This window comes from Pseudomonas sp. GQ91 (genome assembly GCF_059758795.1).
On record NZ_JCAXED010000001.1, the window covers coordinates 156,132 to 170,324 of the forward strand.

Below are 14,193 nucleotides of genomic sequence, written 5' to 3' on the forward strand. Positions count from 1 at the left end.
GGGGCAGGCTTTTTTATTCAGACCGGTTTTTTAGAATTTTTCAGGAGTTGACCCATGGCGAAGAAGCCCAAGGCTGCCACTTTTATCAAAGACCCGCTCTGGTACAAGGACGCGGTGATCTATCAAGTACATGTCAAATCCTATTTCGATTCCAACAACGACGGCATCGGTGACTTCCCCGGGCTGATCGCCAAACTCGATTACATTGCCGACCTCGGCGTGAACACCATCTGGCTGCTGCCGTTCTATCCCTCGCCACGGCGCGACGATGGCTACGACATTGCCGAATACCGTGGCGTACACAGCGATTACGGGACGATGGCCGATGCCAAGCGCTTTATCGCCGAGGCGCATAAACGCGGATTGCGGGTCATCACCGAGTTGGTCATCAATCACACCTCCGACCAGCACCCGTGGTTCCAGCGCGCTCGCAAGGCCAAGCCCGGCTCCAGTGCGCGGGATTTCTACGTGTGGTCCGACGACGACCAGAAATACGACGGGACCCGGATCATCTTTCTCGACACGGAAAAATCCAACTGGACCTGGGATCCGGTGGCCGGCCAATACTTCTGGCACCGTTTCTATTCCCACCAGCCGGACCTCAACTTCGACAACCCGCAAGTGATGAAAGCCGTGTTGTCGGTGATGCGCTACTGGTTGGACATGGGCATCGACGGCCTGCGCCTGGACGCCATCCCGTACCTGATCGAACGCGATGGCACCAATAACGAAAACCTGCCGGAAACCCACGACGTCCTCAAGCAGATCCGCGCCGAGATCGACGCCAACTATCCGGACCGCATGTTGCTGGCCGAAGCCAATCAGTGGCCGGAAGACACGCAATTGTATTTTGGTGACAAAAAGGGCGATGACGGCGACGAATGCCACATGGCCTTTCACTTCCCGCTGATGCCGCGCATGTACATGGCCCTGGCCCAGGAAGACCGTTTCCCGATCACCGACATCCTGCGCCAGACCCCGGAAATTCCGGCTAACTGCCAATGGGCGATCTTCCTGCGCAACCACGATGAGTTGACCCTGGAGATGGTCACCGACAAGGAACGGGACTACCTGTGGAACTACTACGCCGCCGACCGCCGCGCACGTATCAACCTGGGTATCCGCCGGCGTCTGGCGCCGTTGATGGAACGCGACCGTCGCCGTATCGAATTGCTCAATAGCCTGCTGCTGTCGATGCCGGGCACGCCGACCTTGTACTACGGCGACGAAATCGGCATGGGTGACAACATTTACCTCGGCGACCGCGACGGCGTGCGCACACCCATGCAGTGGACGATCGACCGCAACGGTGGGTTCTCGCGCGCCGACCCGGCCAGCCTGGTACTGCCGCCGATCATGGACCCACTCTACGGCTACCAATCGGTCAATGTCGAAACCCAGGCCCAGGATCCGCACTCGCTGCTGAACTGGACCCGGCGCATGTTGGCGATCCGCAAGCAATCCAAGGCATTCGGGCGCGGCAGCCTGAAAATGCTGTCGCCGAGCAATCGGCGGATCCTGGCGTATACCCGTGAATACACCGGTGCCGATGGCAAACAGGAAATCATCCTCTGCGTGGCCAACGTATCGCGTACCGCCCAGGCGGCCGAGCTGGACCTGTCAGCGTTTGCCGGCATGGTTCCGGTGGAAATGCTGGGCGGCAATGCATTCCCGCCCATCGGCCAGCTGAATTTCCTGCTGACACTGGCGCCTTACGGTTTCTATTGGTTCGTGCTGGCCGCGGAAAACCAGATGCCGAGCTGGCACGTGGAGCCTGCGCAGAGCATTCCGGACTTCACCACACTGGTCCTGAAAAAACGCCTCGAAGAACTGCTCGAAGCGCCAAGCCGCGCGACACTGGAGCAGACTTCGTTGCCGCAATGGCTGCCCAAGCGCCGCTGGTTTGCCGGCAAGGATTCGGCGATCGACACTGTGCACATCGCGTATGGCGTGCGTTTTGGCGATCCGCAGCATCCGGTGCTGCTCAGTGAAATCGAGGTCAGCAGCGGCGGGCAAGTGAGCCGCTATCAACTGCCGTTCGGTTTGCTCGGTGAAGACCAATTCACCAGTGCCCTGCCTCAACAATTGGCCCTGGCGCGGGTGCGTCGCGTACGGCAGGTCGGGTTGATCACCGACGCCTTCAGCCTCGATACCTTTGTGCGCGCGGTCATCCAGGCGATGCAGGCCAATACCGTGCTCAACGCCAGCGACGGCGAGATCCGCTTCGAACCCACCGCGCAACTGGCCCAGTGGCTACCGGCCGAGGAGCTGGAGGTACGTTACCTGGCGGCCGAGCAGTCCAACAGTTCGGTGGTGGTCGGCGAAAGCCTGGTGCTCAAGCTGATCCGCAAAATCAGCACGGGCGTGCACCCGGAACTGGAAATGAGCGCTTACCTGACCGCAGCCGGCTACGCACATATTTCGCCGCTGCTGGGTTCGGTGATTCGCCGGGATGCCGAAGGGCAGGACAACTTGCTGATGATTGCCCAGGGCTACCTGAGCAACCAGGGCGATGCGTGGGCCTGGACCCAGAACAACCTGGAACGGGCGATCCGCGATGAACTGGCAGAGGCGATTTCGGAACAGGAACAACACTACAACGCCCTCGGCGAGCTGCAGGATTTTGCTGGGTTGCTGGGGCAGCGCCTGGGCGAAATGCACCAAGTGCTGGCCGCGCCTACCGACAACCCGGACTTCGCGCCAGAGGTCACGTCGGTCAAGGACAGTCAAGCCCTGGCCAAGCAGGTCGGGACTCAGCTGGACCAGGCCCTGCACCTGCTCAAGCAACATCAGAGTGAGTTGAGCCCGGCGGATCAAGTGTTGGTAAGTGACTTGCTGGCGCAGAAAAAATCCATCGCCAGCCACGTCCAGGCGCTGGCCAAGGCCACCATCGGCGGCTGGCGCCTTCGCGTGCACGGTGATTTGCACCTGGGCCAGGTCCTGGTGGTCAAGGGCGATGCTTATCTGATCGACTTTGAAGGCGAGCCCGCGCGTCCGTTACACGAGCGCCGTGGCAAACACAGTCCGTATAAAGACGTGACGGGCGTGTTGCGCTCGTTCGATTACGCCGCGGCCCTGGCGTTGAATGTGCAGGGGCAAGGGCTGGATCATTCGCCCGAAACCGATGCCGCGCGGCAACGGGTAGCGGACCGCTACGTGACTGAAGCGCGCCAGGCATTTATCCAGGCGTATCAAGAGGCTACGGCTACACTGGCGCATGATTGGCAGGATGCGAAGGGGGCTGATGCAGCGCTCACGTTGTTCAGCCTCGAGAAGGCAGCCTACGAGGTGGCCTACGAAGCGGAGAATCGTCCTGCTTGGCTGCCGGTGCCCTTGCAGGGTTTGCACGGGTTGCTTGGCGGCTTGAAAGCACTACCTAAAACGGCACGCGGAGGGAAAACGTCATGAGTTTCACGCACAATGAACCGCTGCAGCCAACATTAACTGCAATACCGGCACCCAAGGACGTGGAGGCGCTGGTACGTGCCGAGCATCCTGACCCGTTCTCGATTCTGGGGCCACACGACGACGAGCAGGGCGGCCAGTTCATTCGCGCCTTCCTGCCTGAAGCCTTGAGTGTCGAAGTGCTGGCCCGTGACAGCGGCGAGTTGATCGGCCGCCTGGACACCACGTCGGTGCCGGGGCTGTTTGTCGGGCACTTCACCTCGCGCCAGGATTACCTGTTGAAAATCCAATGGGCCGGTGGCGAACAGATTACCGAAGATCCCTACAGCTTCAGCCAATTGCTGCTGGGGGAAATGGACCTCTACCTGTTTGCCGAAGGCAATCACCGTGACCTGAGCAGTTGCCTGGGGGCACAAGTGACCCATGTCGACGGCGTCCAGGGTGTGCGCTTTGCCGTATGGGCGCCGAATGCCCGGCGCGTCTCGGTGGTCGGCGATTTCAACATTTGGGACGGTCGCCGGCATCCAATGCGCCTGCGTCATCCGGCGGGGGTATGGGAAATCTTTATTCCGCGCCTGCAACCGGGTGCGGCGTATAAATACGAAATCCTCGGCGCCCACGGGATCCTGCCCCTCAAGGCCGACCCCATGGCCCTGGCCACCCAATTGCCACCCGACACCGCCTCGAAAGTCGCCTCGCCGTTGCACGTCGACTGGCAGGACGACGCCTGGATGCAGGCCCGTGGCGAACGCCAGCAATCCAGTGCGCCATTGTCGATCTATGAATTGCATGTCGGTTCATGGCAGTGCGAGCTCGACGAGGCGGGCGAGGTGTCCCGGCAATATGGCTGGCAGGAATTGGCTGAGCGCTTGATTCCCTATGTGCAGCAGCTGGGCTTCACGCACATTGAGCTGATGCCGATCATGGAGCACCCTTTCGGCGGTTCCTGGGGCTATCAGTTGCTCTCGCAATTTGCTCCGAGCGCCCGCTATGGTTCGCCGGAGGACTTTGCCGCCTTCGTCAACGCCTGCCATCAGGCCGACATCGGGGTGATTCTCGACTGGGTACCGGCGCATTTCCCCACCGACACCCACGGCCTGGCGCAATTCGACGGCACCGCACTGTACGAATACGGCAACCCGCTGGAAGGCTTTCACCAGGACTGGGACACGCTGATCTACAACCTGGGACGAACCGAAGTCCATGGGTTCATGCTCGCCTCGGCGTTGCACTGGTTGAAACACTTCCACATTGACGGCCTGCGGGTGGATGCCGTGGCGTCGATGTTGTACCGCGACTATTCGCGCAAGGCCGGCGAATGGGTGCCCAATCGCCACGGTGGTCGGGAGAACCTCGAAGCCATCGACTTCCTGCGCCATCTCAATGACGTGGTTGCCCTGGAGGCGCCTGGCGCGCTGGTGATCGCCGAGGAGTCGACCGCCTGGCCCGGCGTCAGCCAAAGCACCCAGCAGGGCGGACTGGGCTTCAACTACAAGTGGAACATGGGCTGGATGCACGATTCGCTGCACTATATGCAGCAAGACCCGGTGTACCGTGCCCATCATCACAGCGAACTGAGTTTCGGCCTGGTGTATGCCTGGTCAGAACGTTTCATCCTGCCGATTTCCCATGACGAGGTGGTGCATGGCAAGCACTCGCTGATCGACAAGATGCCCGGCGACCGTTGGCAGAAATTCGCCAACCTGCGCGCCTACCTGAGTTTCATGTGGATGCATCCGGGCAAGAAACTGTTGTTCATGGGCTGTGAGTTCGGCCAATGGCGCGAGTGGAATCACGACCAGCAGTTGGATTGGTACTTGCTGCAATACCCTGAACACCAGGGCGTGCAGAAACTGGTGGGTGACCTTAACCGCTTGTACCGCGAAGAGCCGGCGTTGCACGAGCAAGATGATGCGCCGCAAGGCTTCCAGTGGTTGATCGGCGACGACGCGATCAACAGCGTCTACGCCTGGCTGCGCTGGAGCAAGGACGGCAGGCCGGTGCTGGTGGTGGCCAACTTTACGCCGGTGCCGCGTGCAGCCTACAAGGTCGGCGTGCCGTTTGCCGGACGCTGGAGTGAGGTGATCAACAGTGATGCCGACACCTATGCCGGTTCCAACTATGGCAATAGTGGCGGGGCGTTTACCGTCGATGAACCGAACCATGGGCAAGCGGTGTCATTGTCTCTCAACCTGCCACCGCTGGGGGTACTGATCTTGCGACCTGAGTGAAGACCCAGTGGTGGAGGGCACTGTAGGAGCGAGCTTGCTCGCGAAAAACGTCAACGATACCGCGTGCATTCAGGATAAACGCGGTGCCTTTGAGTTCTTCGCGAGCAAGCTCGCGCCTACAAAAAGGCGCCCCCTCACCACGAGGGCTATGTTTAAAACTCGATCCTCACGCCCAAGGTGCCTTCTCGCCCGTTCAGTTGGTTGCTGTCCAGGTTGCGGTTATAACCCACCTCGCCATACACGCTGACCACCTGGGACACCTGCAAGGTGGCGCCGAGGCTCAAGTCCAGCGTGGTGGATTTCTGTTCGGTATCGATATCGGTCAGCTCATTGAACGTCACCCGATTGGTGCCCGCCGAGGCGTGCCAGACATTGCTGCGCACGTAGGGTTGAATCGGCATCCCGGCCATAGTGTAACTGCCTCGCAGGCGTACGCCGAGCCGACTGGTCACGCCGGTGTCCGCCGCAAACGAAACATCGGAAATCCGGTCATTCTCGCTGTCCAGCGAGGTACGCTCGACGATCACCTGTGCCTGGGGTTCTGCAACCCAGTTTTCGGAGACGCGCACCGGCACCCCGACTTCGACCGAACCCAATACGTTGTGACCCTCGGTCTTGAGCTTGATGCCCCGATCAGACTCGCTGCTGCCATTCAGGCGGGTGCCCATCAGCACCGCGTCGACGTACCAGCCTTGGGGATCGATCAGTGTCCAATACACGCCGAGGCTGTCGCCGCGCAACGTGGTTTTGCCGGCGTCGAGATGCTGCCAACCCCGATTGAAACCGTCGACATTGCCCTTCAAGCGACTATGACCGACAAAAAAACCCAGGCGTTGCGTCTGGCCGTTGTCGCTGGTCCACGCGTGCAGATCGCTACCCACCTGGAAACCGCTGAGCGAGCTGTCCAGTCGCGGACTCACCGTGCCGGCGTAAGCCTGACGGCTGCTGTTGCCATACACCCGGCCCCAGCCCGCCGGAAACGAGCCGGTGCGTTGCTGTTGGCTCTGGTCTCCCAAACGCTCGTGATAGGTGCCGAGCATCGCCTTGACCAGTTGCTGGGCGGCGGGAAAGAACGTGGAGTAGTCAGGCACTTCCGGGCGATAGAGGACAATCGGCGGTGCACCGCGAACCGGGGTCGGCAACTCAATCGGCGCGCCCTCGGCGGGAGTCGGTATGAACACCGTAGGGTCCTGAGGGGTGGGCGAGGGAGCCGCTACGATCGTCGAGCGAAGGTACCAGTCTTGTGCACTGCCAGCGCTGACACCGCCCTTGAACAAGAAATACTCGAAAGCGCCTTCGGACAGGGAGCCGCCACGCAGGCTGAATGCCTGGCCGCTACCCGTCGCACCGTTCAGCGCCTCGACCACCTGGATACCATCACTCAGGGTTTCGGCGCCGGGTCCGCCGAGGTTACTGATGTCGAGCGTCGTGTTGCCTTGCAGGGTGCCCCGATTCACCACCAGCTTGTCGCTGGGCGAACCGTCGCTACCCAATACGCTTTGCAAGGCAATCTGGCCATTGTTGCCGATGTAGTTGCCGTCCACCGTCAGGCTGTCGGTGGCACTGGCGCTGCCGGTGGTCATGTCGATCAGGCCGCTGTTGTTCAATTGCGCGGACTGCCCCGGCGTGAAAGGGCTGATGCGGCCCTGGCTGACCCGCAGGGCACTGCTCGGATCAATCGATAGAGTACCGGTGCCCGAGATGTCGTCACCGAGCAGCAGCGCGCCTGCGAGGGTCAGTTCCGATCCATTGTCCAGCCTGACGTTTTCCCAGTTGAGATAACGACTCGGCGAAGCTGATTGAGTGCGGTTGAAGGTCAAGGTGTCATTGCCATTTCCCCCGTCCAGCGTGGGGGAGGCCCCCATGACACCTTCACTGAGCCCCGTCAGCAGCGCCTCGTCATTGCCCGCGGCCATCAGGATGGGGGAGCGAATCGTGCCCGCGGAGTCCCAGACGAACCGGTCATCGCCCGGGCCGGCACGGATCTCGCCAGCGACTTCACCGCCGGTGATGGTGATGCTGTCGTTTCCGCCACTGACGCTGATATTGCCGCCAATCGTGCCGCCTGACAGGGAGATGGTATCGGTATCAAAGCCTGTGACCAGATTGCCCAGAATCTCGCCACCGCTCATTTCGAAGATGTTTTTATCCAGCTTCATATCAACCCGGCCAATGCTGCCGCCGGACATGCGCGCGACGTCGCCGTCCTCGAAGGCGCCAGTGATGGTGCCGGCTTCCATCAAAAACGTATCGCGGTTATCGCCCTGGGCGAGGGACGCTAGGGTACCGCCGCTCATGAAGAAATCGTCGATGCCATTCCCCTGCAAAATCGCGCCGGCGCTGCCGCCGGTGAAGCGCACGGCGTCGTCCCCGTCGCCCAGGTTCACCTCACCGGTGATTTCACCGGAAGCCTGTTCAAGTGTGTCCTGTCCCGCACCGAACGTGACATCGCCATTGATGATTCCGCTGCCTCCGACGGGGAGCGTCAAGCTGTTGTTGCCCTCGGTGTCGATAAGACCGGGACTGCTTTCACTGTCGCAGGTGTAGCTGTCATCTCCTGGCGTGGAGGCCAAGGTGCAAGCGGCTTGAGAGAGAAGGGGCCAACCGGCGAGCAATAGCGCCGATCCCATCCCGATCCCCAGGTACATCAAAGCTGATAACCGTGTGCTCATGATCCTTCCTCCGGGCTAAGGGCCATGGCAACACAACGCGCGATACGGATCAGGGACTACGGGTTTCCTGGCTCGGAAAACATCGGCCAATGCAATGAATTGGCATGGCTTTCGCGACTGCACCTCAAGGTGTGCAGCACCGACGACACGTTAGCAACCGTGCGTAGCGGCCGCTACTGTGAAAAATGACAGGTATGGACGAGTGCGTTCATGTTGCACGAAAACACTGTCCTGGGCTCGCGCATCCGCTCCAGCAGCCTTGGGCGATGCTCAGGAAACCTGTGTCAGACTTTTCAAATAATCGCCAAAGCCACCACGAACGCGGCAATCCAGACGGCCACTGGTCGTTACTTGAGGGTCGTGGCTCCAGGCAATCGTCGCGCCACTGCGCTCCAGTTGCCGTACCAACAGCACATCCTCGTGACAAGCCAAGGGTTCAAAACCGCCGGCGCGCAGGTAGGCACTCGCGCTGAACCCCAGATTGGCACCGTGGATGTGCCGGTGATCGTCACACGCTTGATAGGCTTGCTGGTAGCGCATTTGCGCGTTGCAATCAAAGTCCTCGCTCCAGGCGTCGACGTTGACTGTTCCACAGACCGCATCCACCCCCAGCGCCAATTGCGCCACCAGCCAGTCAGGCGCAACCCGACTGTCGGCATCCGTACAGGAAATCCAGCGCGCGCCGTGGTTGAGCAAGTGACGGGCACCGACGCCGCGCACCTGTCCGACATTGCGCGCCTGTACCGCGAGACTTTCTACTTGATAGCCCTGTGCGATGGCTGCACTGCGATCCGTACAACTGTCGAGGACCACCAGGATCCGCACCTCTTCCCCCAGCAACGCGGGATGGTTTGCCGCAATAATGGCCGCCTTGAGACACTCGGGCAGTAGCGCTTCTTCGTTATGTGCCGGTATCAGAATGCCAATCATCGCAGGCCCTCCAGCGTGGCGACCGAGACGCCTTGGCGCCCCCACAAATCAAGCAAGAAATCGTCGTCCTGCACCTGTGCCTGACGCGGCATACCCAGCCGTTGCTCCAGCAAACCGTGAACCTGTTCAGCGTTGAGCGGACAGCCTTCGATAGACGGGCGCCAGTGACAGGCCACTACCTGGCCGTCATCTGTCAGAGAAGCCACGGCCCGATCGAGCATTGCCCCCAAATCATCGTGGTCCAGGTAATAACACCACTCGCTGAGCACGATCAGCTCAAACGAACCTTCCGGCCATTCTTCCGGCAAGCGTCGTTGTTGCACCTGTACGTGGGGGAACGCCTGCAAACGCGACTCGGCCAGCGCTACCGCTAACGCTGCGGTGTCGCAGCACAGTAGCCGATCACAGCGCATTGCCAGCGCTGCACTCAGTTCGCCATTGGCGCAGCCGGGTTCGAAAATCGAGGCATAGTGGGGGCGTGTCAGCACCGCCAGGGTCAGTGCACGCTTGCGTTGCTCGTACCATCGCTGACGGAATGCCCAAGGATCATCGCTATCGGAAAACAATTGATCGAAGTAGGCAGTGGCGACACTCATACGAAAACCACCTCAAAAGGTTGCAACAGGCGTTCGATCACATAGGGCGCCAATACCGGAGGCAAACCGATCTGTGGATCACCCTCCAACTGACTGGCGAAGGCGTGCATGGCGTGACGCTTGCGGGCGATCGCTTCGGCTGTCAGTGCAATCTTGCGGGCGCGGTGCCAGGGCACCTGTTGATCGTCGGGTGTCGCCCAGTGCCAGGTCCATATGGGCAGCTCGACCAGACTGGCACCCACCGCCAGGGCGGCCCTGGCGCTGGCGCGTCCCACGGCTTCATGGTCGCAATGCCCATCCTCGCGCCACGTGGTGAACACCACATCGCCTGGCTTGAGATGACGCTGGATGAATTCACCCAGTTCATCCTCCCGCGCCGCCACCTGACTGTCGGCAAAACCGGCGCGCAGCCATTTCAGGCTATGCAGTGGCAACCCCAGGCGATGCAGGGCCTGGGCCGACTCTTGAGGGCGGACCACGCTCAGGCGTTGCGCCGGCCACCGGCGTGAACCGGGATGACTGGCGCTGCCATCGGTCACGGAAATCAATTGCAGTGTCCGGTCCAGCGCGGCCAAGCCTTGCAGCAAGCCACCGCAGCCGAGTACTTCATCGTCGGGATGGGGCGCGATGATGACCGCGCGACTGCCTTCCGGCACAAGTTCCGTGACGCTGATCACAGGCAGGTTGGCCAGTCGGGGGGAATCTTGCCACAGGCGCAGCGGGGTGCCTTGGCCGACAATCGGATTGGCTTTCATAGGGGCCACGTCTGGTTGGTTTGGCTGATCAGTTGCTGACCCAGGGCCGCCAGGTCACGTTCGGCATGGCTTTGCCGCAAATACACCGGCAGGTCCGCGATCAGGCGGGCGAAATGCCGATCCTTGCAGTAAGGTCCCGCCCCCAGGGCGCGGCCCGCATGCCCGATAACCTGGTCCGCCGCCGCCTCCACAACGCCGCGCGCGCGCCGCGCCAGCAACTGCGCATTGGCCTGTGGATGCCGGTCAATCTCTTCGGCGCTGCTGCGCAACACGGCGGCCGCGGCAGACAAGGCCACGTCCACAGCGCCCAGGTGAGCCAGCGCATGGGGTTCTTCACGGCGTGCGCAGTGTTCGCGCAAGACCTCTGCCAGACCGCGCGCCGCCCCATACCAACAGGCCGCTATGCCGACTCCGCCATGCCAGAAACCAGGGCGTTGCACGTAGTCGCCGGGGCCGCCCACCGCCACGCCATCGGCGTTGCAGAACAGCACTTGCACACTGGCAGTGGCGCCCATGCCGACCGCTTCCCAGCCTTCACCGGTTACCGTGACGCCGGCCTGGCGCATTGGCACGGCAATCAGTTGCTGGCGGTCCCGTTCATCCCAGGCGGTGAGCAAGCCGTGGCTGACCACGCCGGCGCCTGAACACCAGGCCTTGCGCCCCTCAAGCACCCAGCGCTGCCCCACACGTTTGACTCGAACCCGCTCCGTGGGTGGTTCAGCGGCCCACATGCCCCAGGTGCTGCCAGCAGGTGGAGCAGGGCTGTCGAGTTCCGCCATGATCGCGAGCGCATCGGTGTGCCCTTCAAACAACTTACACAGCCCAAGATCGTGGCCCGCCACGTGCGCCAACTGGTTGAAACGCTGCAGCGTCTGCCCGCCACCGGGCAGCGGCAGCTGGTCCAGCCGCTGCTGGACCATCGCCCTCAGGGTTTGCCCGAGGCCCTCGGCATCGGCAGGTGCCTGGCGATTAAGCTGCAGGAATGCGTCCAGCGCCATTTCACACCTCGTCTTCCTGTTGCAGCTCGAACAACAGTAACGAGCGGTTGGTCACGGCATATTCGTGATCAAAGTCAAAGCGTTCCTGGCCGCGCACTGCGGTTTGGTTTGTATCGACCAGACAGGTCCAGAAGCCGCCATCCGGAACCGGGGGCAGGCGGAAGTTGACGACGTCGTGGTGCGCATTCACCACCAGCAGCAGCGTGGCATCCGCACCCGGGCGGCGGATCCCGGTTTCCTGGGCGCGGCCGTCAAGCAACATGCCCAGGCACCGACCGTGACTGTCATGCCATTGCTCGGTGGTCATCTCGTTGCCATCCGGCGCCAACCAGGTCACATCTTTAACGCCGATGTCTTCGTTGTAATCGCCGACCAGAAAACGCCCACGACGCAGGATCGGGTAAGCCTGGCGCAGCTTGATCAGACGCTTGACGAACTGCAGCAGGGCTTTGCCGTCTGCATCCAGATCCCAATTGACCCAACCGATTTCACTGTCCTGGCAATAGGCATTGTTGTTGCCATGCTGGGTGCGGGCGAACTCATCGCCGGCCACCAGCATCGGCGTGCCTTGCGCCAGCAACAGCGTGGCGAACAGATTGCGCATCTGACGCAGGCGCAGTGCGTTGATTTCAGGATCATCCGTAGGGCCTTCGACCCCGCAGTTCCACGAGAGGTTGTTGTTGCTGCCGTCCTGGTTGTTCTCGTCGTTGGCTTCGTTGTGCTTGTCGTTGTAGGACACCAGGTCGTGGAGGGTGAAACCGTCATGGGCGGTGATGAAATTCACCGAACTGTAAGGACGGCGCCCACGCTGGTTGAACATATCTCCTGACGCGGTCATGCGCCCGGCGAAATCCGCCAGCTGTCCGTCGTCGCCTTTCCAGAACGCACGCACGGTGTCGCGGAAACGGTCGTTCCATTCCACCCAGCCCGGTGGGAAGTTACCCACCTGATAGCCGCCGGGACCACAGTCCCAGGGCTCGGCGATCATTTTCACCTGACGCAGGACCGGGTCCTGGCGGCAGGCGACCAGGAAGCTGTGACGTTCGTCGAACCCCTCGTGATAGCGACCCAGAATGGTCGCCAAATCAAAGCGGAAACCGTCAACGTGCATCTCGCTGGCCCAGTAGCGCAGGGAGTCGGTGACCATCTGCAGCACGCACGGGTGGCTCAGGTCCAGGGTGTTGCCGGTCCCGGAATCGTTGATGTAATAGCGTTTGTCGTCGGGCATCAGCCGGTAGTACGAGGCGTTATCGATGCCGCGCATCGACAGCGTCGGGCCTTGCTCGTTACCCTCGGCGGTGTGGTTGTAGACCACGTCCAGAATAACCTCGAGCTTGGCCTCGTGCAGGTGCGCGACCATCTCCTTGAACTCGGCGATCTTGCCGCTGGCCAGATAACGCGGATCAGGCGCGAAGAAGGCGATGCTGTTGTAGCCCCAATAGTTGGTCATGCCTTTTTCCAGCAGGTGCTGGTCGTTGACAAAGGCATGCACCGGCAACAACTCGACTGACGAAACGCCCAATTGGCGAATGTGCTTGAGCACGTCATCTTCCATCAACCCGGCGCAGGTGCCGCGTGCGGCTTCAGGCACCGAAGGATGGCGCATGCTGATACCACGCAGATGCGTTTCGTAGATGATGGTGCGGTCCCACGGTGTGCGTACCGGCAGGTCATTGCCCCAGGTATGCGCAGGGTCGATGACTTTGCTCTTGGGCACGAAGGGGGCGCTGTCGCGTTCGTCAAAACTGAGGTCGGCATCGGGGTGGCCGATGGTGTAGCCGAACAGCGCTTCAGACCACTTCAGCTCGCCCACCAGTTGCTTGGCGTAGGGATCGATCAGCAGTTTGTTGTGGTTGAAACGATGACCGTTGGCCGGATCATAAGGGCCATATACGCGATACCCGTAGATCAGCCCGGGATGGGCGTCAGGCAGGTAGCCGTGGAAGGTTTCATCGGTGTATTCGGGCAGTTCGATACGTTCCAGCTCGATTTCACCGCTGTCATCGAACAAGCACAGCTCGACTTTGGTGGCGTTGGCCGAGAACAGCGCGAAGTTGACGCCCAGGCCATCCCAGGTGGCGCCCAGAGGGAAGGGCAAACCTTCACGAATCCGCGACGGCTCGCTGGCGGGCGTCGGTTGGGCTTTGTCGGGTTTGCTCATGGTGTTGCTCCTGCAATTTTTCGGGCCAAGAGGCCGTGCCGGCCAAGGGCCAGGTAAGAATCCGGGGTAACAGTCAATACGTCTTGAATCTTGCCGAACGAGAGCCCCGTAGCAGCTGTCGAGCCTTGGCGAGGCTGCGTTGACGGCGTGTCAGGTTCACCGCGGCTGCTACGGGATGTATGGCGTGCGCGGTTCAGTTGGCAGGTTTACGCGGCGCCCTGGGTTTCTTGGTTTCTGCAGGTTTTTCTGCCACTGCGGCGGCTGGTTTGGGCTTGGCCTTGGGCTTGGCTTTGGCCGCCGCCTTAGGCTTGGTCGGGGCCAACGCCTCGGCTTCTACCAACTTGCGCGCCATCTCCCAATGGCGGGCCTCTTGGCCTTCAGGTTTACCTTCAGACTCCCAGATCTGATACGCGAACTCACGAACGCGTTTGTCTTCGGTATTCAT

At 61.3% G+C, this 14,193-nt stretch carries 9 protein-coding genes; 2 read left to right on the forward strand and 7 right to left on the reverse strand.

From position 1 onward, the window contains the following. Window positions 1-54 precede the first annotated feature (54 nt). Both treS and glgB read left to right on the forward strand, forming a co-directional pair. The gene (gene treS, locus AC6CIA_RS00630) at window positions 55-3,408 is read left to right on the forward strand and encodes a maltose alpha-D-glucosyltransferase (RefSeq protein ID WP_498310153.1); all 3,354 of its coding nucleotides are present in this window, start codon (window positions 55-57) and stop codon (window positions 3,406-3,408) included. After that, the gene (glgB, locus tag AC6CIA_RS00635) at window positions 3,405-5,636 is read left to right on the forward strand and encodes a 1,4-alpha-glucan branching protein GlgB (protein WP_498310154.1); all 2,232 of its coding nucleotides are present in this window, start codon (window positions 3,405-3,407) and stop codon (window positions 5,634-5,636) included. Before treS ends, glgB begins: the two co-directional genes overlap by 4 nt. A 152-nt stretch (window positions 5,637-5,788) precedes the next feature. Here glgB and AC6CIA_RS00640 read toward each other — a convergent pair whose 3' ends face one another. From AC6CIA_RS00640 to AC6CIA_RS00670, 7 genes are all read right to left on the reverse strand, one after another. Beyond that, a complete protein-coding gene (locus tag AC6CIA_RS00640) occupies window positions 5,789-8,308 on the reverse strand; it encodes an autotransporter family protein (protein ID WP_498310155.1) in 2,520 nt (839 codons plus the stop codon). 270 nt (window positions 8,309-8,578) lie between these two features. After that, complete coding sequence (locus tag AC6CIA_RS00645; RefSeq protein WP_498310156.1) at window positions 8,579-9,238, reverse strand: glycosyltransferase family 2 protein; 660 nt, start codon at window positions 9,236-9,238, stop codon at window positions 8,579-8,581. Continuing rightward, on the reverse strand, window positions 9,235-9,834 hold the full coding sequence (locus tag AC6CIA_RS00650) for an SAM-dependent methyltransferase (protein WP_498310157.1): 600 nt from the start codon (window positions 9,832-9,834) through the stop codon (window positions 9,235-9,237). Before AC6CIA_RS00650 ends, AC6CIA_RS00645 begins: the two co-directional genes overlap by 4 nt. Next, window positions 9,831-10,589: a PIG-L deacetylase family protein gene (locus tag AC6CIA_RS00655; RefSeq protein WP_498310158.1), complete on the reverse strand. Its 759-nt coding sequence runs from the start codon at window positions 10,587-10,589 to the stop codon at window positions 9,831-9,833. The genes AC6CIA_RS00650 and AC6CIA_RS00655 overlap by 4 nt, the downstream gene beginning before the upstream one ends. Beyond that, a complete protein-coding gene (locus AC6CIA_RS00660; protein ID WP_498310159.1) occupies window positions 10,586-11,587 on the reverse strand; it encodes an acyl-CoA dehydrogenase family protein in 1,002 nt (333 codons plus the stop codon). The genes AC6CIA_RS00655 and AC6CIA_RS00660 overlap by 4 nt, the downstream gene beginning before the upstream one ends. Before the next feature lies 1 nt (window position 11,588). Continuing rightward, entirely contained in the window at window positions 11,589-13,748 is a 2,160-nt protein-coding gene (gene glgX / locus AC6CIA_RS00665; RefSeq protein ID WP_339531166.1) for a glycogen debranching protein GlgX, read from the reverse strand. Window positions 13,749-13,941: 193 nt separating this feature from the next. Next, entirely contained in the window at window positions 13,942-14,193 is a 252-nt protein-coding gene (locus tag AC6CIA_RS00670) for a DUF2934 domain-containing protein (protein ID WP_339531165.1), read from the reverse strand.

Excerpts from the sequence above, each read along its gene's own strand:
- AC6CIA_RS00670 (WP_339531165.1), bottom strand. The coding sequence starts at position 14,193 with ATGAATACCGAAGACAAACGCGTTCGTGAGTTCGCGTATCAGATCTGG.
- AC6CIA_RS00640 (WP_498310155.1), bottom strand. The coding sequence starts at position 8,308 with ATGAGCACACGGTTATCAGCTTTGATGTACCTGGGGATCGGGATGGGA.
- AC6CIA_RS00660 (WP_498310159.1), bottom strand. The coding sequence starts at position 11,587 with ATGGCGCTGGACGCATTCCTGCAGCTTAATCGCCAGGCACCTGCCGAT.
- AC6CIA_RS00645 (WP_498310156.1), bottom strand. The coding sequence starts at position 9,238 with ATGATTGGCATTCTGATACCGGCACATAACGAAGAAGCGCTACTGCCC.
- AC6CIA_RS00655 (WP_498310158.1), bottom strand. The coding sequence starts at position 10,589 with ATGAAAGCCAATCCGATTGTCGGCCAAGGCACCCCGCTGCGCCTGTGG.
- glgB (WP_498310154.1), top strand. The coding sequence starts at position 3,405 with ATGAGTTTCACGCACAATGAACCGCTGCAGCCAACATTAACTGCAATA.
- AC6CIA_RS00650 (WP_498310157.1), bottom strand. The coding sequence starts at position 9,834 with ATGAGTGTCGCCACTGCCTACTTCGATCAATTGTTTTCCGATAGCGAT.
- glgX (WP_339531166.1), bottom strand. The coding sequence starts at position 13,748 with ATGAGCAAACCCGACAAAGCCCAACCGACGCCCGCCAGCGAGCCGTCG.
- treS (WP_498310153.1), top strand. The coding sequence starts at position 55 with ATGGCGAAGAAGCCCAAGGCTGCCACTTTTATCAAAGACCCGCTCTGG.